We start from the raw sequence: 21,096 nt of genomic DNA, 5'->3' as shown, positions 1-21,096 counted from the left end.
GTCTCTCAAAAGACTTATCACAGAGTTGTCGCCCGGCGTGAAGCGAACAAAGGGCTGAAATCAGAGGCAAATGCGCGTGACGTCACGCGGTCTGGTTCAGGAATGCCTCCACCTCGTCGCGTGTGTGATAGGACGGCACGGTTTCCCATCGTGTGCAGCAAAGCGCGGCAACGGCTGCGGCAAACCGGGCAGCGTCCTTGAGCGTCTTGCCCTCGGAAAGACCGACGGACAGTGCGGCGTTGAAGCTGTCGCCAGCGCCATTGCTGTCGACATGATTAACCCGGAAGGCGGGAATGGTGAATGTCCCCTCCGCCGTTGCACCGAAAACGCCATCTTCCCCGAGCGTCATCACCACGGCTCTGCATCCGGTTTCCATGAGCCGCCGCGCGATCTCCTCGTTCGGCGTCGGATCGTCCGGCGAAAGGCCAAGTGCGACACGCGCTTCCGTCTCGTTCGGTGTCAGGACGTCAACCATGGAAAGATCCTTGCCGACCAAATTCTGGGCAGGCGCGGGATTGAGGATGGTGCGTGCACCACCATCAACCGCCTTCTTCAGGCCGTAAAGCGCAGTTTCGAGCGGGATTTCCAATTGGGCAAGCGCGATATCGGCGGCTTGCGTGACCTCAAGCGCGTGATCGACATCGTCGGGCGAAAACAGTTCGTTGGCGCCCATGTCAACGACAATCACATTGCGTGCGGCATTGTCCTTGATGATCAGCCCCGCGCCTGTCGGTTTTTCTTCCGTCACCCTGAGGGCAGCAATGCCAATTCCCTCTTCCTTCATCAGGTCGATGAATTCATTACCGAAGACATCATTCCCGACAACGCCGGCGAATTCCACCGGGCAGCCGAGCCTTGCGATCTGGACCGCCATATCCGACCCCTTACCACCGAATGTCTGGCGGAAATCGCGGCCGAGCAGGGTTTCTCCCGCCAGCGGTATTCTATCGGCGGTCATGACGAGCGCCTTGGCATAGCTTCCCAATACAAGAACCGACATAATCTTTCCTCCCGAAATCTTTCAATACCAATATACGGGCGGGGGACAGACGATCTTGAGACCGCGCCCCCGCCTGTTCATTCAATCCGGCAGGCATCAGTAGTCGTTCGGATCACCTGCGATACCGTCGACGATGGCCGGACCGGAACTTGTGCCGACCAGTTCGGCACCGGCCGCAAACAGCGACTGCATTTTCTCGCGCGTGTTGACCTTGCCCGAAACCTTGACGCGGCAAGGCGATTTGATGTTGGCCGCGAGGATTTTCACGTCCTCTTCAGTAGCGGCGCAGCCACCCTTGCCCCAGCCGCTCGACTGTTTCACCCAGTCGATCCCGGCTTCATAGGCAAGCTGGGCTACGCGGGCCTTCATCGCATTGTCGGTGATGTAGCCGAATTCCAGCATGGCCTTGACCTGCATGCCTTCTTCATGGGCAACCCTTGTCACTTCCTGCAATTCCCTGGCATAGCCGGCCTCGTCGCCACCCAGCATCAGGCCGGGGTTCGGCGGAAAGTCGAACTGGTCGCAGCCTTCCTTGGCAAGCAGGCGCACGACGGCCAGCTTCATCTCAAGCGTGTCGTTGGCCATCGGGAAGTTGACGGTCGAGGCGACCTTTACACCGGTTCCAGCCAGCGCTTCCTTGGAAAGCTTAACCCAGCATGGTGCCACCATGGCGGCGTCGAAGCCGTATTCGGCGCATTTCCTGACATGGGCCAACAGACCTTCCCGGGTCAGATCCGGATTGACGTTGGTGTACTGGATCGCCTTTGCGACCTGCTCCCGGTTGTTAAAATCGATCATCTTCTTGTACTCCTCAGGGTGACGATGACCCGAATTTTAACGATGTTCCTTCAGCCGCTGGATGGCATGCTTTCTCAAAAACATGGACAAAGCTCTCATTTGGACGATTTCTTCGGATTCAAGAAAAGTTGTTGTTTTACAGATAGTAAAACCTTTCCCATTTCTGTTCTAAAGACGAGAGCAGGCCCGACACGGATGTGCCGGGCCTGCCGAACTCAGTCTCGAAATGAAGTAAAATATCAGGCGGAAAGCTTCTCTACGAGCTGGGACTGCTCCTCGATAGCGCCGGCGGCGACCAGCATGTCGTGGAGGGTCCGGATGCTTTCCGGTGATGCCGGCGAAGCTGGCGGTAGAACGGTGGTCGCGTCGGCGAAGCCGACCATCCTGATGCCTTCCTTGACGACCGCATAGAACGGCGCTTCGAGCGCGGTCATGTAGGAGGTGTGGACAAGCTTCTGCTGCCAGGCGACGGCCGCTGCATGGTCGCCACTGCGATAGGCCTCATAAAGCTCGACCGTCAACTGAGGCGCGAAATTAGCGGAGGCCGGCACGACGCCATCGCCCCCCATGATCAGCGTGCCATGGAGATATTCATCGAATCCGGCAAAAACCAGAAAGTCCGGACGCTGTGCCTTGATGACGTGAATGGCGCGGCGGATGTGGCTCAGCGTATCAACCGTATCCTTCAGACCGATGATGTTCTCGCAGTCGAGCGCCAGTCTCAGCACCAGTTCGGGACTGAGGTCCTGGCCGGTGACGACCGGGAAATTGTAGATCATCAGCGGCAGGTCGACATTGTCTGCGATTTCGCGGAAATAGCGATAGAGATTGTCTTCCGAAAGCCGTGCGTAGAAGGGGTTGATGGCGACCACGGCATCGGCGCCATTTTCTGCAGCGTGCTGTCCGAGCTTGATCGATTCCGTCGTGCTCGGCAGGCCGATGCCGATCAGTGTCGGCACGCGACCGGCAACGTGAGCGATGCAGAATTCGGCAATTTCCAGCCGCATCTCGAAGGGCATGTGCTGCGATTCACCATTGCTGCCCAGGAAGAAGAGCCCGTGCACACCGCCCTCGATCATCCGGTCGATCAGCTTCGCCTGGTTTTCGCGATCAAAGCGGAAGTCCGGGGTGAAAAGGGTGGAAACGGGCGGAATGACACCATGAAATTTCGGCATTTTGGTTCCAATCGGATGGGACCGACCGCGACCTGAAGATTTGGGGCGGCCCGACCGGTCATCTGTTATATTGTTTCAGAGCAGCGAGCGGTAGAGCGCCTTGACCTCGTCGATCTTGGCCTCGCGGGGATTACCGCCGGTGCAGACATCGGCCATGGCGGCTTCCGCCAGCGCATCGATATCTTCTTCCCGGACGCCGACATCGGAAAGTTTGGTCGGGATCTCGACGTCGATGGAAAGCTGCTGAACCGCTGCGACAGCCGCCTTGCGAACGTCTTCAAGGCCCATGGAAGCAGCGCCTTCGACCTTCATGGCGACGGCGATGTCGCGGTACTTCTCGCCGGTATAATCGGCGTTATAGGCCATCAATGTCGGCAGCAGGATCGCGTTGGCGACACCGTGAGGCGTGTCGTAAAAGGCACCGAGCGGATGGGCCATGCCATGGACAAGGCCAAGGCCGACATTGGAAAAGCCCATACCCGCCACGTACTGGCCGAGCGCCATTTCCTCGACGCCCTTCGGGTCTCCGGCGCAAGAGGCGCGAAGCGAGCCGGCGATGATCTCGATCGCCTTGATATGCAGCGCGTCGGTTAGCTCCCAGGCTCCCTTGGTGATATAGCCTTCAATGGCGTGGGTCAGTGCATCCATGCCTGTCGCGGCCTTGAGCGACTTCGGCATCGATTCCATCAGATCGCTGTCGATGATCGCGACCTTGGGAATATCGTGGGGATCGACGCAGACGAATTTCCTGCGCTTTTCCTCATCCGTGATCACATAGTTGATCGTGACTTCCGCTGCCGTGCCGGCGGTGGTCGCAAGCGCGATGATCGGCATGGTCGGTTTTTTCGTCGGCGCGACGCCTTCGAGCGAGCGGATATCGGCGTATTCGGGATTGGCTATGACGATACCGACCGCCTTGCAGGTGTCCTGCGGCGAACCGCCGCCGAGCGCGATCAGATAGTCGGCGCCCGCCGCCTTGAAGGCCTCGATGCCGGCCTGAACAGCGCTGATGGTCGGGTTTGGCATCACCTTGTCGAAGATCTCGTAGGCGAGTCCTGCCTCGTCCAGCATCCCGGTCACCTTGCCAACAACGCCGGCCTTGACCAGCGGCACATCCGTGACGATCAGCGCCTTCTTGAAGCCACGGCGCTCGACTTCACCGACCAGTTCAAATCGTGCCCCCGCACCGAAGTAGGAGGTTTCGTTCAGTATCATGCGGTTCATAATGCTTCCTTCCCTGTGGCGTCAGTCGTCGAGCCGGTAGGCTCTGGCGGCGTTTTCGCCGAAAAACCTTGTCTGCCACGTCGTGCCCCGCCGGTGCGTGGCCGAGATCAAGAAATCGATCCAGGCCCGCGAAGCCGTGCCAAGCTGGTTGACCGGGAAGTTCGAGGCGAACATCACCCGGTCATCGCCAAATCTATCCACAAGTGCATCGATGGCGCCTTGCGATATCTCAGGTGATGTGTGTTCCGGCAGCGTCATGCCGGATATTTTGCAGAAGACGTTGTCGCAGGCGGCGAGGCGCTCAATGCCTTGCAGCCAGTCGGCAAGCGCCAGACTGCCGGCTCCCTCCTTCAGGAAACCATCGCCGGGATTGCCGGCGTGATCGAGGACGATCACCGTTTCCGGAGCGGCTTCGGCCGCACGCGCCAGATCATCGAGTTCGCCCGGACGCATGCAGGCGTCAAAGGCAAGCCCGAGAGAGCCGAGCGTTTTCAGATTGGCAATGAAAACCGGCTCCACGCAAAGCCCGCGCGGGCAGGGTGGTATGTGCAGCACCTGCCGCACGCCCTTCAGCCCGCGTTCCCCAAGCCATGGCCGAAGCTGATCGGCAATATCGCCATCGCTGAGGCTTGCTGCAACCACGGCGCCCATAACCGGGTTCGATGGATCATTCGCCACCGAGAACGCCAGACGGTTTTCCGCTTCCCGGTCCTGCGGCGCAGCGTCGATTTCGACGTAGACGGCGCCGGCAAGCTGGAAATCCTCGCTTGTCCCGGCCGCCTGCCGCCATTCATTGAGGCCGAAGCTCTGATTCAGCTCCGGCACCTCGCGCACCCAGGGCGGAACGATTGTTTCGGGCGACCAGAGATGAATGTGAGAGTCGATAATGTCCAGCATGATGCGGCCCGCTCACTTGCCCGCCTTGCCGCCGCTGCCGGGAAGCACATCCCACCCGGCACCGATGACCGGCTCCAGAACCGCTTCGACATCCTTCAGCAGATCGAGGTCTATGTTTTCACCGGCATAACGGATGTTGCGCATGACATTTTCCGCGCGCGCCGTGCCGATGACGGTGGTGGCGATACCGAAATCGCGGGCTGTCGACAGGGCAAACTTGATCGCGAGCTCTGAAATGTCGCTGCAGCGCGCCTTGCAGAGCCGGGCAGCGGCATTGGCAAGCTCGATCACTCTTTCATTGCCAGGGTGCCAGTCCGGTGCGCCGCGCTCGGTCAAAAGTCCCATGCCGAGCGGCGAGGCGTTGAGAACGCCGATCCCGGCATCGGACAGCCGCTTTGCAACCGGCCCGAGACGGCGGTCCTGCAGCGTGTAGGTGCAATAGGCCATCACGGTGTCGACCTGCTGCTCCTTGGCCACGCTTTCCAGCACATCAAGCAGATAGCCGGTGATACCGATATTGCGGACGACACCTTCCTCCTTGAGCTGGCGCAGGGCCGGCAGCGCTTCGTGGATTAGCTGCTGCCGGTCGCCATATTCGATGTCGTGGCACTGGATGACATCGATATAATCTGTCTTCAGCCGCTTCAGGCTGGCTTCGATGGAACGGCGCGTCGCGTCGGCCGAGAAGTCCCATTCCGCATCGCCGTAGCGACCGATCTTGGTGGCGATGTGGAACGCGCTGCGGTCGCGGCCTTCAAGGGCTGCGCCAAGTGCGGTTTCCGCCGTCGTCATGCCGTAATATGGCGCCACATCGAAATAGTTGACGCCGTTTTCGAGGCCGACGGCAACAGCTTCATTGGCCTCGTCCTGCGAGACATCGAAATAGATACTGCCGAGCGAGGCGGCACCGAAGGTGATTTCCGGCACATCGATGCCGGTCCGGCCAAGCGGATGATACTTCAAGCTGAAATTCCTCCCATGAAACGACATGGTATTCCTCCCGTTCTTACGGCTCGGGAAAGCAGCCTCCGCTGCATTCAAAGCCGTGACATCGAAATATGGGCGGGATTGCACCCGCCCGGGGTTCAAGTTCTGGCCGGCGCCCCCGTGGAGAGGCCAGACTTTCCCGTACGCACATGCGGCCCGGCCTTGTCGGCCCAGACGCCATTGAGCTGACGCCTGGAAATGGCGACCTCATCCACCTCGAAACCGAAGCCCGGCTTGTCGCCAAGGATGATGCCGCCATCGGCAATCTCCTGATCGACGGCGATGCCGAAAGGCGGCGCGATGTTCTGGATTTCGCAGGCGATATGATTGGGCACTGCAGCCGCCGCGTGGGCCACCGGGTTTGCGTTATAGCCGACCGGGCTCACCGGCAGGTCGTGCGCATGAGCCAGATTGGCAACACGCAGGAAATGGCTGATGCCCCAGCAGCTGCCGGCCTGAACGATATCGACGGCGTTCTTCTCGAAGAAAGGTCGGTACTGCTCGAGGCCGGTGAGGTTCTCCCCAGTCGCGATCGAGGCGCGACAGGCACTGGTGAGCACCGCGTGACCATCGGCATCCCAGCGCCGCATCGGCTCCTCTATCCATGTCAGGTCAATCTGGTCTTCAACGGCGCGCATGTATCGAACCGCTTCCTTGCGCGACCAGCTCTCGTTGACATCCAGCATCAGCGAGGGGCGCGGCGCATTGACGGAAAGCACATCGCGCACCGCCTTGAGGCGGGTGATATCACGCGAGGGATCGCCGCCGCCCTTGATCTTGGCCGAAGAAAAGCCGCGCACGGCCCACTGGCCGTAGAAGGCGACAAGCGCCTGATCGTCGAGCGCATAATCGAGGCCCGACGCATAGCCGGGCACGAAGCGGTCGCGCGCGCCGAGAAGTCGCCAGAGAGGCTCGCCCGCAAGCTTTGCCTTGATGTCCCACAGCGCCATATCGGCAACACCGATGGCACCGAAGACCGAACCGCAATGACCGGATTTGAACACATAGCCCTGCATGCGATCGTAGAGCGCTGTGACGGCGCGCGGGTCCTCGCCTTCCAACGCCGGAAAGACCCTTTCAATGTCGCTGTGCCCGCCGAGACCGATGCCGGAAATCCCCTCATCCGTTTCGATGATCAGAACAGGAACGTCCGTGACGCCGTTTTCGATGATTCCATTGATATCGCCGACGGGGCGCCCCCAGTCGCAGACCGTCGTCAGACTGTGGTAACCGGTGATTTTCATCGTATTCCTCATGCCACACGAGCCAGGGCTCGCGGAAAAATCCATCATAAACATAATACGTAATACAAATTTTGCGATAATGCCAGTTGTTTTTGGCACCGGTTGCGATTTTCTATCGAAGTGGCGTGATTGCCCGTCCATCAGGGCTGTCCGGCAAGGGCCGCCCAAATTCTCGGATGTAAAAAAATGATAGAACATTTGCACTTCAAACCTGCGGCGCATATTGCTGAAGTCATGGCGCTTCGCCGCAGCGTTGGCGGACCTGCCCGAACGAAGAGGGCAGGTGGCCCCGGCGAACATGCTTGACTGAAGGAGTATCCGGGTGAGCGAAGAAACAGTGAATGCGGCAACACCCGGAATGCCTGACGGCTCATCCTTCTCAAAACGCGGCCGTCTTGCCGATGCCGTGATCGAGCATCTGACCAACGCGATCGTCACCGGCATCTACCCGGAAGGAAAGGCTCTGCCGACCGAGACCGCGCTTTGCGATATGTACAAGGTCAGCCGCACGGTCATCCGCGAGGTTTCCACCACTCTTGCCGAAAAGGGCCTGATCGTTTCCCAGCAAGGGCGGGGGACGACAGTACAGGAGCAATCGAAGTGGAACCTCTTGGACGCAACCGTGCTCGCCGCCCTGTTCCGCCGCGATGACGGGCTGACCTATCTCGACAGCCTGATCGAGATCCGCCTGCTTCTCGAATGTGCCATGTCTTCACGTGCCGCCGAGCGGATTTCCGATGACGAGGTGGCGGAGTTGCGCTCCATTCTGACACGCCTCAAGTCAGTTTCAGCAGATCCCGTCGCCTATGGCGCAGCCGACCTGGAGTTCCACGACTTCATCATGAAGGTTTCCGGCAACAAGCTCGGCCGCGCCATTATCAACGGTATTCAGGGGCAAGCGCTAGCAACGCGCGATTATCACGGGCATCCGACCCTGAGTGATATCGAGGCCACTCATCAGGCGCATGAAGCCATTGTCAATGCCATCGAGCAGCATGAGCCTGAGGCTGCAGCGCGGGCGATGCATGACCATATCGAAGGTTCCTGGAAGCATCGGCGGCGAACGGCCGGCTGAAATCAGCCCGTCATAAAGTAATGACGGCCGCCTCTTCCTTCTCAATTCTTGTGTTGTGCTGATCTGACGATCAGGCCGCCTTGGCTACCCGCGCGTTTGCGGCCGCACAGCCTCTGCTCCTTAGCAGGCTATCCGGCAGAGGCATGGGGCACACTTTTATCTCTCGCATGGCGCCTCCTTCACCTTGCCCGAAATATCCTCCTGTGCCGGCTTTGCTGCCTCTCGCCGCAATTTTTCACTGGAAGGCAAAAAAACGCTTGTGTCAGTACGCATAAAGGTAATACATATTACATATTATCTAGATTAAGTTCTGCTATCCACCATGGGAGGAGCGTAGCATGACTGTTGAAGTCGCCACTGATATCCCGACGGATCCCGTCCGGGAGGAGCCCGTCAACGACGCCCATGTCACCGGCAATGCGCGTCGAAGACTCCTTTTCTCGCTAATGCTCAACAACTTCGTGTTGCTGGCACTTTACTGCGGCGTTCTCGGCGTTCTTTTGCCGAACCAGATCGCCGCGCTCGATCCGACCAACAAAGCCGCCAATCTCGCGATCCTGTTTGCCATCACTTCGGTCTTTTCAACCCTGACGACACCGATCGCCGGGGCGTTCTCGGACCGCACGCGCAGCCGTTGGGGCCGGCGCACACCCTGGATCGCCATCGGTGCGCTTGTTGGCGCCGCCTGCTTGTTCGGTGTGTCCTTCATGACGACCTTCGTCTCGATCACCGTGATCTGGGTGATGGCCTCAATCGCGCTGAACTCGATGCAGCCGGCGCTGACGACCGTTGTGGCCGACCGTTTCTCCACCAAGCATCGCGGTATTGCCGGCGGCTTCGTCGGCGCAGGCATGACGGCAGGCGTTGCCGCCGGTCCGTTCGTCGCCGGTCGCCTCGCAAACCAGATGGTTCTGGCCTACGGTGTCTTCGCACTGGCCATCGCCGTCACCTGTGTCGCCTTTGTTCTTGTCAACAAGGAAAAGCCGTCGCTGGATGAAGTCCCGCGCGAAAAATTCCAGATCGGCGAATTCCTGCACGGCTTCTGGGAGCCGCTGAAAAGCCATGACTTCGCCTGGGCATTTGCCGGACGGTTCGTCATCTATCTGGGCTATCAGGGGATTGCCACGTATCTGCTCTACATCCTGATGGATTATATCAATCTCTCGAACGATGACGCCAACATCATGATCGGCAACCTTGCCTCGGTCACCTTTGTCTTTGTCGTCATTGCCTCGCTCGGCGGCGGTTATCTCTCCGACTGGATGCAGCGCCGTAAACCGTTCGTCTTCCTCGCCAGCCTGTTCATGACGGCTGCCATGGTCGTGCCGCTTATCATGCCAACCATCCAGGGCATGTATATCTATGCCGCCCTGATCGGCATCGGCTATGGTGCCTTCATGTCCATCGACCTCGCCCTGATGACCCAAGTCCTGCCGAAGACGGAGCGCGGCGACAACGGCAAGGACCTCGGCGTGCTGACCACGGCCGTCAACATCCCGCAGATCATCAGCCCGCCGATGGCCGCCGTTCTTCTCGGCGTTTTCAACGGGAACTATCAGGTCCTGTTCATCGCTGCCGTCATCTTCGTCGGCCTGGGATCCTTCTGCGTCCTGCCGATCCGAACGGTTCGCTAAGGTCGGTTACACACATGAACCGGCCGGGTTCCGGCGGGTTTTTCTTTCAACGGGAGGTCAATATGAGCACAGTTCGCAAATGCTTTGCCGTCGATCTGCACGATGACCCGGAGCTCATTGAACGCTACAAGGAATTTCATAAGCCGGGCGGTCCGCCCAAGGCAGTGACCGACGCCATCCGGGGTGACGATATTCGGGCGCTGGAGATCTACCTCGTCGGCAATCGCATGTTCATGATCATGGAACAGGGGGGTAATTTCGACGCAGAGGCGAAGGCTGCGAGCGATGCCAAAAACTCCGATGTCACGGCTTGGGACGAAATGATGAAATCAACCTACCAGAAACGCCTTCCCTTCGCCCCGGAAGGTACAACCTGGATCGAGATGGAGCGCATCTATTCACTCGACGAGCAATGACGTTGCGTGGACTTGCTCCGCAAAAGTGGAGAGGCGCCTGCCCGTTAGGCGGCAATTTGTTCGCACTGAGCTGGGCTCGGATAGTCGTGTGATGACGGCCTTCTGACGGGATTGTAAAAGCCTTCGATATATCGGGAAATGACTGTTTCGGCTTCCTGTCTGTCAACGGCGGTGTAAAAACCGGCCACGGGGCGGAGCAAAAGTCGGCCACTTTGGACGCAGGCATGAGGGCCGCGGGAGGGCGTAGCCCGAGCGGGGGTCTCATGCCTGCGTTGCGATTTTCTGAAGGGTTTCAGCCGGCCTTTCGGGCGCGGCTTTGGGCGAGACGGTAACTGTCGCCGTTCATTTCGAGAATGTTGACATGGTGCGTGACGCGATCGAGCAGAGCGCCGGTCAGACGCTCGGATCCCAGAATTTCGGTCCATTCGTCAAAGGGCAGATTACTGGTGATCAGGGTGGCACCCCGCTCATAGCGTTGCGAGATCAACTCGAACAGCAGTTCCGCGCCGGTCCTGGAGAGCGGCACGAAGCCGAGTTCGTCAATGATCAGCAGTTTGTAGGCTGCCATCTGCTTCTGGAAACGCAAGAGACGCCGCTCGTCACGGGCCTCCATCATCTCACTGACCATGGCAGCTGCTGTGGTGAAACCAACGGACAGGCCCTTCTGGCAGGCGGAAAGGCCAAGGGCGAGCGCTATGTGGGTCTTGCCGGTTCCGCTGGGGCCGAGAGCGATGACGTTCTCGCGACGCTCGATCCATTCGCAGCGGGCCAGCTCCAAGACCTGCATCTTGTTGAGCTTCGGGATGGCGGCAAAATCGAAACTGTCGAGGCTTTTGACGACCGGGAATCTGGCTGCCTTGATACGACGCTCGACCTTGCGACGATCCCGTTCGATCATCTCCCGCTCGGCAAGCCGGGTGAGGTACCCGATATGATCGACGCCTTCGGTGGCGCAAAGCCGGGCCAGTTTCTGATACTCCCGCTGGAAGGTCGGCAGCTTCAGGCTCTTGAGGTAATGGGCAAGCAGGATCTCGGGTGCTTCGGCGCTCATGCCGCTTCTCCCTTCCCCGATGACAGGAGGCCCATATACGCCTTCGCCGATGTCGTCTCGACGGTTGCTCTCGGCAGGTAGGGATAGATCGACAGATCCAGTCGAGGCGGCCGGCGCTCCACCTGGCAAAGAATCAGATGTTTGATGGCATCGAAGCCGATCGCGCCGAGATGAATGGCCTGCTTCACCGCCGCATGCAGGTCGGCCATATCGAAGCTTTCCAGCAGACGAAGAACCTGCACGTATTCCCGCCTGCCATGTTTTGCCATCTTGTCAATTTGGCGGCCTTCCATCAGGCGGCACAGTGTGGCGAACTCCTCCGGCAGATCCCAGCCCTGCAAAGGGGCTGCCTGATCCAGCGCATTGATCTTCCGCTCGATCAGCGGCAGGTAATGCACCGGGTCGAAGATGACATCTTCCCGATCAAAGCTCCTGGGATGGCGAGCGATGACCTCGCCGCGGCAACCGATCACCACCTTGTCGACATAGCCTCGGACCCAAACGTCCTGATGGCCATAGGCGACGGGTACGGAATAATCGTTCGTCTTGTAGCGAACGAGAGACTGTGCCGTGACCCTGGCGCTGGCCTGATCGCAGGCGTCAAAGGGCGACACCGGCAAGGACTGCATGGCAGCCAGATCGCGCTGCAGCCGTTCACCGATCGTCTCGCTCTCACCGCGCAACCTGTCGCGCTGGCGCTTGCGGCACTGTTCTTCCAGAAAGGCATTGAACGTATCCCAGGTCGCAAACTGCGGGATGGGGACCATGAAGTTACGCCGGGCATAGCCCACGAGGCCCTCGACATTGCCCTTGTCATTGCCCTTACCGGGGCGGCCATAGCGATCCCGGATCAGGTAGTGGGACAGGAACCCGCTGAACAGCGTCGCCCGCTTGCGCGTGCCATCAGGCAGGATCCTCGCCACAAGGCAGCGGTCATTGTCATAGACGATCGATTGCGGCACGGCCCCGAAAAACGCAAACGCATGGACGTGGCCATCGACCCAGGCCTCGGCTACCGCCGCCGGATAAGCCCGCACGTAGCAGCTGTCACTATGCGGAAGATCGAGCACGAAGAAACGGGCTTTCTGCTCGACACCCCCGATCACCACCGTCGCCTCGCCGAAATCGGCCTGCGCATGGCCGGGCGGATGAGAAAGCGGCACGAACACTTCCTGACGGCGTTGTTCCCGCTCCCGGATATAGTCCTTGATAATCGTATAGCCGCCAGTGAACCCGCACTCATCACGAAGCCGGTCAAACACACGCCTGGCCGTATGGCGCTGTTTGCGCGGTACCTTCGCGTCTTCATCCAACCAGTGGTCGATCGTCGAAACAAACGCGTCCAGCTTCGGCCGCCGGACTGGTGATTGTCGCCGATAGCCAGGAGGTGTCGAATACGACAGCATCTTCGCTACGCTGTCGCGCGAGATGTTGAAGTGTTTGGCTGCCTCACGTCGGCTCATCCCTTCCGAGACGGCCAGACGAACCTTCAGATAAAGATCCACGGTATAAATCCTCTGTCCCTCCTGCGCTCATTGCAGAAGGAAGATAGGTGGACGGATTTTACTCCGCCCGCGGACGGTCTATTCCGCCGCTTCCGTGGCCGACTTTTGCACCGCCGTTCTCACGGACGGACGCGGCGGGGTGCCGTCGACGTCTGGCCTGCCATCAGCAGCCCATCAGTATATGAATGCGTATCTATTTTCTAGTAGTGATATTCAATATTTTAGGCATTTTTATAAAATGCATAAAAAATAGTCAAAAAAGACCGATTTTAAGCACTTTTCAGACATGTTAAAAAATATCAGTATTCTAATATAGAAATGAATTTCGTGTTGTACGCGAAGCATCTGTGGCAATCGGATGGGCTTCAGGGATTCGAGCTGTGACACTGAGAATTGAGCGCGATTTCTGCGAATAATACCTATGAAATAAGGTGTTTTATGTTATTTCACTTAGTGAGTGGTGATAGCATGTCGCTGGTATGATGGGGGCGTTTTCGTAACGGATTTGGTTGAAGAAGCGGCAACTGAATTCAGGATAATTGGATTATTGATTAAATAATAGATATCGAATATTTTTTATGATATCTAATTTTGAGAAGATATGTCCGATGGGCGGCCCTTAGAAAACGACGCGCGGCAAATCAGGTTCTGTAAAACTTGAGATCGGAATGCTAATCAGCAATAAGCTGAATTGCTATAATGCCAACACTCAAACGGAGTGAAAATGGAATCCCTGCCCCCGCTGGAAGACAATTTTGTGGTGTTCGAACGTGGCATCAAGGAAGAAGTCGAGGCCGGCGCTACAGTCGAACTTATTTCAGTGGGAGAGCCGGGCTCTTGGGACGTCGAAGGCTGGTACATGATTGTGCGCCGTCCGGACGGGCGGGCATTGCTGCTTCTGACGACGCTCAACCCGAAAGCGAAGTTCATACGGACGACCAAGTCCATCATGCGCCTGTTGCGCCCCCTGCCGCTACGCAACATCAACTTTCCGATGACCCCGATGATCCACCACCATGAGGACATCTGGAATTATCATCACAAGGCCAATCAGCACAGACGCCCGATGAGTTAGCCTCTGTGTCTGTCCGTTGTCGAATGGTTATGGGTAGAATATGGTCTGGCTATCAGGAGCACATGGCTCGTTTGGTTTGTCGATTTAAGCGGCGTTTGCGTGATGGTGCAAGCGCCGGTTCAAAGTGGCCTGTTGCTCGATCCATTTTCTTCGCTCCAGGATTTCTTTCCCCTGCCGAAGTAGACATTCGCTGGCGTGAGGTTGCCGAGGCTCTCGTGGTATCGGCGGTTGTTGTAGGTTCGATGAATGCCCCGATTTGAGCTTCGAGGTGAGATCGGCGGTGCAAAAGTCGGCCACGGAAGCGGCGGAATAGACCGTCCGCGGGCGGAGTAAAATCCGGCCACCTATTTTCCTTCTGCAATGAGCGCAGGAGGAACAGAGGATCTACACCGTGGAACTCTATCTGAAGGTTCGTCTGGCCGTCTCGGAAGGGATGAGCTGGCGTCAGGCAGCTAGACACTTCAATATATCCCGCGACAGCGTAGCCAAGATGCTGATGTATTCGACGCCTTCTGGCCATCAGCAACAATCACCACTCCGGCGACCGAAGCTGAATACGTTCGTTTCGACGATCGATCATTGGTTGGACGAAGACAGGCAAGTACCGCGCAAACCGCGCCATACGGCCAAGCGTGTGTTTGACCGGCTTCGTGCCGCTTTCTTATCCGCCCGGTCACGCGCAGGCTGATTACGGTGAGGCGACGGTCGTGATCTGAGGTGTCGAGCAGAAAGCCCGGTTCTTCGTGATGGATCGTCCGTATAGCGATAACTGTTATGTACGGGCTTATACGGCGGTGGTATCGGAGTCCTGAGCCGATGGCCACGTCTAGGCATACGATCATGGATACGCATCTGCTTCTTCGAAACAGAGAGGAAGTGCTTGGCGTTCTAAAGGCCTTGATCAGAACGTTTCCCGATGACGAGATGGTCGAAGACGGCGTGGCGCCAAGCATTCGCAATACCGGCATTGTTCGCGGCAAATTCGGCTTCGTCGATGCGAAGACTTCGCCCTATCGAGATGCGATCACTCAATTTCCAGACTGATGGCGCGGTTTTCCGGAATGCTATCAGAATATTGCTCGAACGCGCAAAGCTAGCCCCGGCAGACGAATTGTTGGCCCAGGACGAATTCATCAAGATCTTGTTTCACGCGGCCAACTATCGCTTCGGCGTTGCGATGGAAATCACAATCGAAGCGATCGGTGAATGCCTCGGCAGGAAGCGGCGCGAAATCGACATAGGTGAATTTGCCTAGGCCTATGCTGTTCGCATGGACTGCGATGACGAGATGAATCCGTTCTGGGTGGAGGATTGGAGCGTCATCGATACCGATCTGGAGTTGCAGATTCATGAGGCCGATCGATCACTCGAGGAAGCGACGGCGGTCGAAAAATAGAGGTCCCAAAAATCGGGTGTTTGTTCAGGGCTGTTCCTTCGGAGTGGCTTTTTTTCGTGCGTATTTTCGGGCCGGAGGAATAGCTGTTCAATACAGGACGGATTTCAGATGACGGATTCCAAAAAAAACGACTTACCGCAAAACGATGTAAGTAATTGATTCTAATGACCCCGAAAATCAGTCAGAACGACGTTTCCGTGCCGCACGTCATTCATATGCTCGCTGAAGGTTCGATGTCCGAGGCCGCCAGGAGACGTTTGCGCCATTCGAGGAATGCAGGAGTGGCGAACCGCGGCCGGCAGGCCAGGTGGGTATCGACGGTCATCAGTTCATGTGCCTCGACGGAGCCGAGATGGGACAGCGTGTCGGCGACGCTTTTCGGCATGACGCTGACGCAGGATCCTGCCGCAGTGCAGGCGAACATGGCGTGGTAGGAGCCGACCTCCTGTATCTTCAAGCGCGAGCGGGCGGGGCTTCCGCCCATCAGCCACTCCTCCGCCAGCATCCGGTAGGTGCAGCCCGGCGCGAAGGCTGCCAGCGCCATCGGCTCCACGTCCGCTGGCGAGTGAACCGGGCGGTGCCCCTTTGGCACGAGCAGGACGAGCTCCTCGCGAAAGACGGGGATTGTTTCCAGCGCGTCAAGCGCGCTCCAGCTATCGTCCGCCGCGATGGCGATGAGGGCGCAGTCGATACGGTGGGCCTGAACCGCGTCGACAAGCTGGCGTGTCGGCGCCGTCGAGAGCTCGATCGTCACCTCTGGCCAGTCGCGGTTGAAGGCGGCAAGCAGTGAGGGGAGGCGGCTTGCGACTGTGCTTTCCATCGAGCCTATGCGCAGTGTGCCGCCGGGTCCTTCGGGATTGATTTGCTGGCGCGCCTCTTCGGCGAGATTGAGGATGCGTTCGGCATAGTCGAGATAGGTTTTGCCCTCACTGGTCAGCACCATGCGTCGCGTCTCGCGGGCAAACAGCGCCACACCAATCTCCGCCTCCAGCTGCTGGATCCGGGTAGTGACGTTCGATGGCACGCGACCCAGCAGTTCGGCAGCCCGGGTGATGCTCTCCTCTCTGGCGACGGCCCTGAAGACGGCGAGTGTGGCGAGGTCCATCGAAATTCTCCATTGCAGAACCAACAAGAATAATTATTCTTTAAGTGGAAATTAAGGTCAAGGTGCATTCTCCTTCGGGGAATTTGTGCCGACCCGATCGAAAGGAGATGCGAAATGCTTGAAGGACTCGGAATGAAGCTGCCAATCATTCAGGCGCCGATGGCCGGCGTCTCGACGCCGGCACTGGCGGCGGCGGTCTCAAACGCTGGCGGGCTCGGCTCGATCGGCATCGGAGCTAGCGATGTCGCTGGTGCCCGCGCGATGATCGACGAAACCTTCGCCCGAACGGACCGACCCTTCAATGTCAACGTCTTCGTGCATGGCCCTGCCGTGCACGACCCGGAACGGGAGGCGACATGGCTTGCGGCTCTCAAACCGGCCTTCGCCGAATTTGACGCCGCGCCGCCGGCCGGGCTGCGCGTCATCTATAAGAGTTTTACGGATGATCCGGAGATGCTGTCTCTTCTGGTCGAGAAAAAGCCGGCGGTCGTCAGCTTTCATTTCGGCCTGCCGCCGGCTGAAACACTTGCTGCCCTGAAAGGAGCCGGCATCCGGCTTTTTGCAACGGCGACGAATCTTGCCGAGGCTGAAGCCGTCGAGGCTGCCGGGCTCGACGCCGTCATCGCACAGGGGATCGAAGCCGGCGGGCACCGTGGTGCGTTCGATCCGCTTGCACCCGATGACGGCCTTGGCACATTTGCGCTGACACGACTTCTGGTCAGGGAAATCGGCATTCCCGTCATCGCGGCAGGCGGGATCATGGACGGCGCAGGCATTGCCGCCGCCCGCGATCTCGGCGCGAGCGCAACGCAGCTCGGCACGGCGTTCATCGCCTGTCCCGAGTCAGCCGCTGATGATGCCTATCGCGCAGCACTGAGGGGGCCGGGCGCATACCACACGCGGCTGACGACCGCGATTTCCGGACGGCCGGCGCGCGCGCTTGCCAACCGGTTCACGGAACTGGCGGAAACCGCACTTCGCGAAACCACACCGCCCGACTATCCCATTGCCTACGACGCCGGAAAGGCGCTGCACGCCGCCGCCAAAGCCTGCGGCGAAGCCGGTTACGGTGCGCAATGGGCGGGGCAGGGGGCGCCGCTCGTGCGTGCAATGCCTGCGGCGGAGTTGATGGCGACGCTCGTACGTGAATGCGGCTTGGGTGAAGAAACGCTCATCAATGGGCTACGCTAATTCGTGCGGTGCCTGCCTTGCACGCTTATCTGCTCCTTCCGTTACCATCCTCCCGAAAGAGCACGCACATGATTGCTTAGCCTAAAGAATGGGCCGGTTCCCCGGCCCATTCTCGTGTCATATTTCCGACTATCAGCCGATCCGGATCGACTTGATGTTGACGAATTCCTTCAAGCCTTCCGGTCCGTGTTCACGGCCATAGCCGGACGTCTTGACGCCGCCGAAGGGCAGGGTGGGATAGGCGACATCGAAGGTATTGATGAATACCATGCCGGTGTCGAAGTGATCTGCCGCCAGCTTGCGGGCGCGTTCGACATTCCGGCTGAAGATGCCACCGCCAAGACCGTAGCGGCTGCTGTTGGCGATCCGCATGGCGTCCTCGTCGTCTTTCGCGCGAATGATGGATGCCGCCGGACCGAACATCTCGTCCTCATAGGCAGGCTGTCCGGGGGCAACATCGGCGAGCACTGTCGCCGGATAGAACCAACCCGTGCGCTCCGGGATCTTGCCGCCGACCACAAGCCGCGCACCCTTGTCGATGCTCTCCTGCACCTGTTCGTGCAGCGTGTCGCGCTGCTTCTCCGTCACCATCGGCCCGAGGTCGGTGTTCTCGTCGGATGGGTCGCCGAGCCTGATCTCTTCGAAAGCCTCCGAATAGGCTTTGACGAAGGCATCGTAGTTCTTCTCGGTGACGATGAACCGCTTGGCGTTCACGCAGGTCTGGCCGTTATTATAGAGGCGGCCCTGGACGCAGGTCTTCACGGCAAGGTCCAGATCGGCATCATCTAGCACCAGATAGGCGTCGTTGGAGCCCAGCTCAAGCACGGTCTTCTTGACCAGCCCGGCAGCCTTGGCACCGACGGCGCGACCAGCCTTGTCGCTGCCCGTCAGCGTTACGCCGCGCACGCGTTCGTCCTCGATGATCCTGTCCGACTGATCGTGCGAGATCACCAGCACGCCGAAGAGCCCCTTGGGCAGACCGGCGCGCTCGTAAAGATCGCGCAGGAAAAGACCGCTTCCGGTGCAGGCCGAGGCATGTTTCAGCAATACGCCGTTGCCGGCCATCAGGCTGGCGATCGAATAGCGCACGGCCTGATAGGCGGGGAAGTTCCACGGCTGGATGCCATAGACCACGCCGATCGGGGAATGGGTGACATAGCCCTTGCCGCCTTCGACCTCGCGTTCATCGTCCGCCAGTGCATCGGGACCGATCTTCGCCGTGTAGTCGCAGATGGCCGCGCAGAGTTCCACCTCGTCACGACTGTCCTTCAGCAGCTTGCCGACTTCGTCGGTCATCAGCTGGGCGAACGCGTCCTTCGACTTGCGCATTTCCTCGGCAATTGCCGCGATCACTTCGGCACGTTCTTCAAAGCTTTTCAGGCGCCATTCGAGGAAGGCATTGTGACTGGCCTCGACGACAGCCGTCGCTTCCGCATCCGACATCTGCGGATAGGATTTGAGTTCCTGTTCGGTCAACGGATTGATGGTCTTCAGGGAATTGGTCATGTGAAAGGGTTTCCTCGTGTTTCTGTTTTTCGTTTGGCCGGAACATCAGCCGTGTGCGGAACGGTGTCTGGACAGTGTCTTTTCGACTGCGGCCAGTGCATCGGTCACCTCACGTCGCCAGCCGCCCTCCGGCAATTTGCGGATGGATGAGTGGGCCGCACACACGATCGGCGTGCCGGACCAGGCTTCGGCAAGGTCCCGTGCCCACCGGGCGTAATCGTCGGCAGCGCCTGCACGCTTTTGCAGCGCCTTGGAAAGCTGCGGATGGAATTTCAGTTTCGATTGCGGCAGAAGCCGGCCCAGAAAGCCGGGTGCGGCCAGCACATTGAGCGTGTCATCGACGTGGACAATGCCGCTCTGCCGGTCGCGAACGAGAACCGAGGCAACATGTATGCTCTCGTCGTGACTGATGAAATCGACGCCCTGTGGGATAGAGAATGCAAGATCTGCGGCAAACGCATTCTGGGTCTCGGGGTCCTCGATCAGTCCCGGGTCCCATGGTAGACCCGGGGCCTGCTCGTGGTGGCGGCGTGTTCCGATAAGGCGGGCCTGCGGAACAAGCGCATGAACAGCGGCGCAATGAAGCGTGTGGAACGGGTGAACGTTGATGATGGCCTCGATTGCCTGCCCTCCATCTGTCGTGGAAAGCAGGGCATTGCGGTCGTCCTCATCAAGGTCATAGCTGTCGAGAAGCAGGAACCTGCCGTTCGCCCGCCGCACAAGCGACATGTGTGTGCCGAGGTTGATCACCTTGGCGACTTTGAAATCGCCACGGAAAGTCCAGAAATTTTCAGCGAGCTGCTGCATCGTGTGGCGTTCCCTCAGAACCGGATGTTGGACCTGCGATCAGAACCAACGATTCTCAAATGGATGGAGAAGGGAATATGTTCCTGCACACAATGCGATGGCTGAACAGCACGAGCGTTCAGAACAGGTGCTGAGTGCAATACACCGCGCAAATAAAACGCCGTGCCATGCAGTAAAACCTCCGGCCAAAAGCCGGAGGCTTGTCGAGTGTCTGGGCAGCGCAAGAGCGCTTTCTTTGTGTCTTTGCGGGCTGAAGCTCAGCCGATCGGGCAGGAAACGCCGGTGCCTTTCAGGCCGCAATAGCCGGCCGGATTCTTGGCCAGATACTGCTGATGGTAGTCTTCGGCCGGATAAAACGCGCCGGCCTGTGCGATCTCGGTGGTGATCCGGTCGCTGCGGCCATTGTCGGTCAACGCCTGCTGGAAGCGGTCACGTACCGTTTCGGCCAGTTTCAGATCATCCGTGTTGTCGAGATAGATGGCCGAGCGATAGGTGGTGCCGATATCGTTGCCCTGACGCATGCCCTGGGTCGGATCATGCGCCTCGAAAAACAGCCGGAGCAGGCTTTCAAGGCTGACCTCTGCCGGGTCATAGATGACCCGCACGACCTCGGCATGACCGGTCAGGCCGGTGCAGGTCTCTTCATAGGTCGGGTTGGGGGTCAGGCCGCCGGCATAGCCTGCAACGGTCACATAAACACCGGGCGTCTGCCAGAGCAGCCTCTCCGCACCCCAGAAGCACCCCATGCCAAGCTGCACTTCCTTCATGCCGGCCGGATAGGGCGGGGCAAGCGGACGGCCGTTGACAAAGTGCCTTTCAGCCGTGGGGATCGGCGCCGAACGTCCCGGCAGGGCCGTATCGGGCGACGGCATTACGGTCTTTTCCTTCTTGAGGGCGGAAAGAAACATCGGGATCTCCTTTGGGCTGAGCGCAAACGGCGAAGGCGGTCACGAACGTCCGCACTCCAAAACGCGATCATCGTCAAGATAAGTATCGAAAGGCGTTGCGGC

Annotated in this window: 20 protein-coding genes and 2 pseudogenes; 7 read left to right on the top strand and 15 right to left on the bottom strand. The window is 58.9% G+C overall.

Features of this window, described 5'->3' with window-relative positions:
* Positions 1 to 82: 82 nt before the first annotated feature.
* From ACHZCU_RS04465 to ACHZCU_RS04435, 7 genes are all read right to left on the bottom strand, one after another.
* Positions 83 to 1,000 (bottom strand): ribokinase, encoded by a 918-nt coding sequence (locus tag ACHZCU_RS04465; protein ID WP_319517814.1) that lies wholly within the window; start codon positions 998 to 1,000, stop codon positions 83 to 85.
* Between the two features lie 96 nt (positions 1,001 to 1,096).
* On the bottom strand, positions 1,097 to 1,798 hold the full coding sequence (gene deoC, locus ACHZCU_RS04460) for a deoxyribose-phosphate aldolase (RefSeq protein ID WP_319517813.1): 702 nt from the start codon (positions 1,796 to 1,798) through the stop codon (positions 1,097 to 1,099).
* Between the two features lie 239 nt (positions 1,799 to 2,037).
* Complete coding sequence (locus ACHZCU_RS04455) at positions 2,038 to 2,973, bottom strand: dihydrodipicolinate synthase family protein (protein WP_319517812.1); 936 nt, start codon at positions 2,971 to 2,973, stop codon at positions 2,038 to 2,040.
* A 75-nt stretch (positions 2,974 to 3,048) separates the two neighbouring features.
* Entirely contained in the window at positions 3,049 to 4,197 is a 1,149-nt protein-coding gene (gene fucO / locus ACHZCU_RS04450) for a lactaldehyde reductase (protein WP_319517811.1), read from the bottom strand.
* Between the two features lie 21 nt (positions 4,198 to 4,218).
* Positions 4,219 to 5,094 carry an amidohydrolase family protein gene (locus ACHZCU_RS04445; protein ID WP_319517810.1) on the bottom strand — a complete coding sequence of 292 codons (876 nt, stop codon included), beginning with the start codon at positions 5,092 to 5,094 and terminating at the stop codon, positions 4,219 to 4,221.
* Positions 5,095 to 5,106: 12 nt separating this feature from the next.
* Positions 5,107 to 6,057, bottom strand: coding sequence for an aldo/keto reductase (locus ACHZCU_RS04440; RefSeq protein ID WP_319517809.1), 951 nt, complete (start codon positions 6,055 to 6,057; stop codon positions 5,107 to 5,109).
* A 122-nt stretch (positions 6,058 to 6,179) separates the two neighbouring features.
* A complete protein-coding gene (locus ACHZCU_RS04435; RefSeq protein ID WP_319517808.1) occupies positions 6,180 to 7,325 on the bottom strand; it encodes a mandelate racemase/muconate lactonizing enzyme family protein in 1,146 nt (381 codons plus the stop codon).
* Positions 7,326 to 7,647: 322 nt separating this feature from the next.
* Between ACHZCU_RS04435 and ACHZCU_RS04430 the strand changes: the two genes are divergently transcribed.
* The 3 genes from ACHZCU_RS04430 (at position 7,648) to ACHZCU_RS04420 (ending at position 10,450) form a co-directional block, all read left to right on the top strand.
* On the top strand, positions 7,648 to 8,400 hold the full coding sequence (locus tag ACHZCU_RS04430; protein WP_319517807.1) for a FadR/GntR family transcriptional regulator: 753 nt from the start codon (positions 7,648 to 7,650) through the stop codon (positions 8,398 to 8,400).
* 338 nt (positions 8,401 to 8,738) lie between these two features.
* The gene (locus tag ACHZCU_RS04425; protein WP_319517806.1) at positions 8,739 to 10,034 is read left to right on the top strand and encodes an MFS transporter; all 1,296 of its coding nucleotides are present in this window, start codon (positions 8,739 to 8,741) and stop codon (positions 10,032 to 10,034) included.
* A 62-nt stretch (positions 10,035 to 10,096) separates the two neighbouring features.
* Positions 10,097 to 10,450: an L-rhamnose mutarotase gene (locus ACHZCU_RS04420; protein WP_319517805.1), complete on the top strand. Its 354-nt coding sequence runs from the start codon at positions 10,097 to 10,099 to the stop codon at positions 10,448 to 10,450.
* Between the two features lie 292 nt (positions 10,451 to 10,742).
* Here ACHZCU_RS04420 and istB read toward each other — a convergent pair whose 3' ends face one another.
* Both istB and istA read right to left on the bottom strand, forming a co-directional pair.
* Positions 10,743 to 11,501 carry an IS21-like element helper ATPase IstB gene (gene istB, locus ACHZCU_RS04415; RefSeq protein WP_319517804.1) on the bottom strand — a complete coding sequence of 253 codons (759 nt, stop codon included), beginning with the start codon at positions 11,499 to 11,501 and terminating at the stop codon, positions 10,743 to 10,745.
* Positions 11,498 to 13,006, bottom strand: coding sequence for an IS21 family transposase (gene istA, locus ACHZCU_RS04410; protein ID WP_319517803.1), 1,509 nt, complete (start codon positions 13,004 to 13,006; stop codon positions 11,498 to 11,500). The genes istB and istA overlap by 4 nt, the downstream gene beginning before the upstream one ends.
* Before the next feature lie 724 nt (positions 13,007 to 13,730).
* Between istA and ACHZCU_RS04405 the strand changes: the two genes are divergently transcribed.
* The gene (locus ACHZCU_RS04405; protein WP_319517802.1) at positions 13,731 to 14,081 is read left to right on the top strand and encodes a hypothetical protein; all 351 of its coding nucleotides are present in this window, start codon (positions 13,731 to 13,733) and stop codon (positions 14,079 to 14,081) included.
* Positions 14,082 to 14,165: 84 nt separating this feature from the next.
* Here the strand turns inward: ACHZCU_RS04405 and ACHZCU_RS04400 are convergent.
* Positions 14,166 to 14,355: pseudogene (locus ACHZCU_RS04400) on the bottom strand (integrase core domain-containing protein); the annotation flags it as partial.
* A 159-nt stretch (positions 14,356 to 14,514) separates the two neighbouring features.
* Between ACHZCU_RS04400 and ACHZCU_RS04395 the strand changes: the two are divergent.
* A pseudogene (locus ACHZCU_RS04395) lies at positions 14,515 to 14,890 on the top strand (IS21 family transposase); the annotation flags it as partial.
* 7 nt (positions 14,891 to 14,897) lie between these two features.
* Positions 14,898 to 15,125: a hypothetical protein gene (locus tag ACHZCU_RS04390; protein ID WP_319517801.1), complete on the top strand. Its 228-nt coding sequence runs from the start codon at positions 14,898 to 14,900 to the stop codon at positions 15,123 to 15,125.
* A gap of 49 nt (positions 15,126 to 15,174) precedes the next feature.
* Here ACHZCU_RS04390 and ACHZCU_RS04385 read toward each other — a convergent pair whose 3' ends face one another.
* Complete coding sequence (locus tag ACHZCU_RS04385) at positions 15,175 to 15,432, bottom strand: hypothetical protein (RefSeq protein ID WP_319517800.1); 258 nt, start codon at positions 15,430 to 15,432, stop codon at positions 15,175 to 15,177.
* Between the two features lie 256 nt (positions 15,433 to 15,688).
* On the bottom strand, positions 15,689 to 16,582 hold the full coding sequence (locus ACHZCU_RS04380) for a LysR substrate-binding domain-containing protein (RefSeq protein WP_319517799.1): 894 nt from the start codon (positions 16,580 to 16,582) through the stop codon (positions 15,689 to 15,691).
* Positions 16,583 to 16,696: 114 nt separating this feature from the next.
* Here ACHZCU_RS04380 and ACHZCU_RS04375 point away from each other — a divergent pair, with 114 nt between their 5' ends.
* Positions 16,697 to 17,773 (top strand): nitronate monooxygenase, encoded by a 1,077-nt coding sequence (locus tag ACHZCU_RS04375; protein ID WP_319517798.1) that lies wholly within the window; start codon positions 16,697 to 16,699, stop codon positions 17,771 to 17,773.
* Between the two features lie 132 nt (positions 17,774 to 17,905).
* Here ACHZCU_RS04375 and ACHZCU_RS04370 read toward each other — a convergent pair whose 3' ends face one another.
* The 3 genes from ACHZCU_RS04370 to msrA form a co-directional block, all read right to left on the bottom strand.
* A complete protein-coding gene (locus tag ACHZCU_RS04370) occupies positions 17,906 to 19,279 on the bottom strand; it encodes an NAD-dependent succinate-semialdehyde dehydrogenase (RefSeq protein ID WP_319517797.1) in 1,374 nt (457 codons plus the stop codon).
* A 45-nt stretch (positions 19,280 to 19,324) separates the two neighbouring features.
* Positions 19,325 to 20,086 (bottom strand): hypothetical protein, encoded by a 762-nt coding sequence (locus ACHZCU_RS04365; RefSeq protein ID WP_319517796.1) that lies wholly within the window; start codon positions 20,084 to 20,086, stop codon positions 19,325 to 19,327.
* A 257-nt stretch (positions 20,087 to 20,343) separates the two neighbouring features.
* Positions 20,344 to 20,994 carry a peptide-methionine (S)-S-oxide reductase MsrA gene (gene msrA / locus ACHZCU_RS04360; RefSeq protein WP_319517795.1) on the bottom strand — a complete coding sequence of 217 codons (651 nt, stop codon included), beginning with the start codon at positions 20,992 to 20,994 and terminating at the stop codon, positions 20,344 to 20,346.
* Positions 20,995 to 21,096 lie beyond the last annotated feature (102 nt).

This window comes from uncultured Martelella sp. (assembly GCF_963677965.2).
GTDB lineage: Bacteria > Pseudomonadota > Alphaproteobacteria > Rhizobiales > Rhizobiaceae > Martelella > Martelella mangrovi.
Note: the sequence above shows the minus strand (reverse complement) of the source record. Positions and strands in the feature narration are given on the sequence as shown.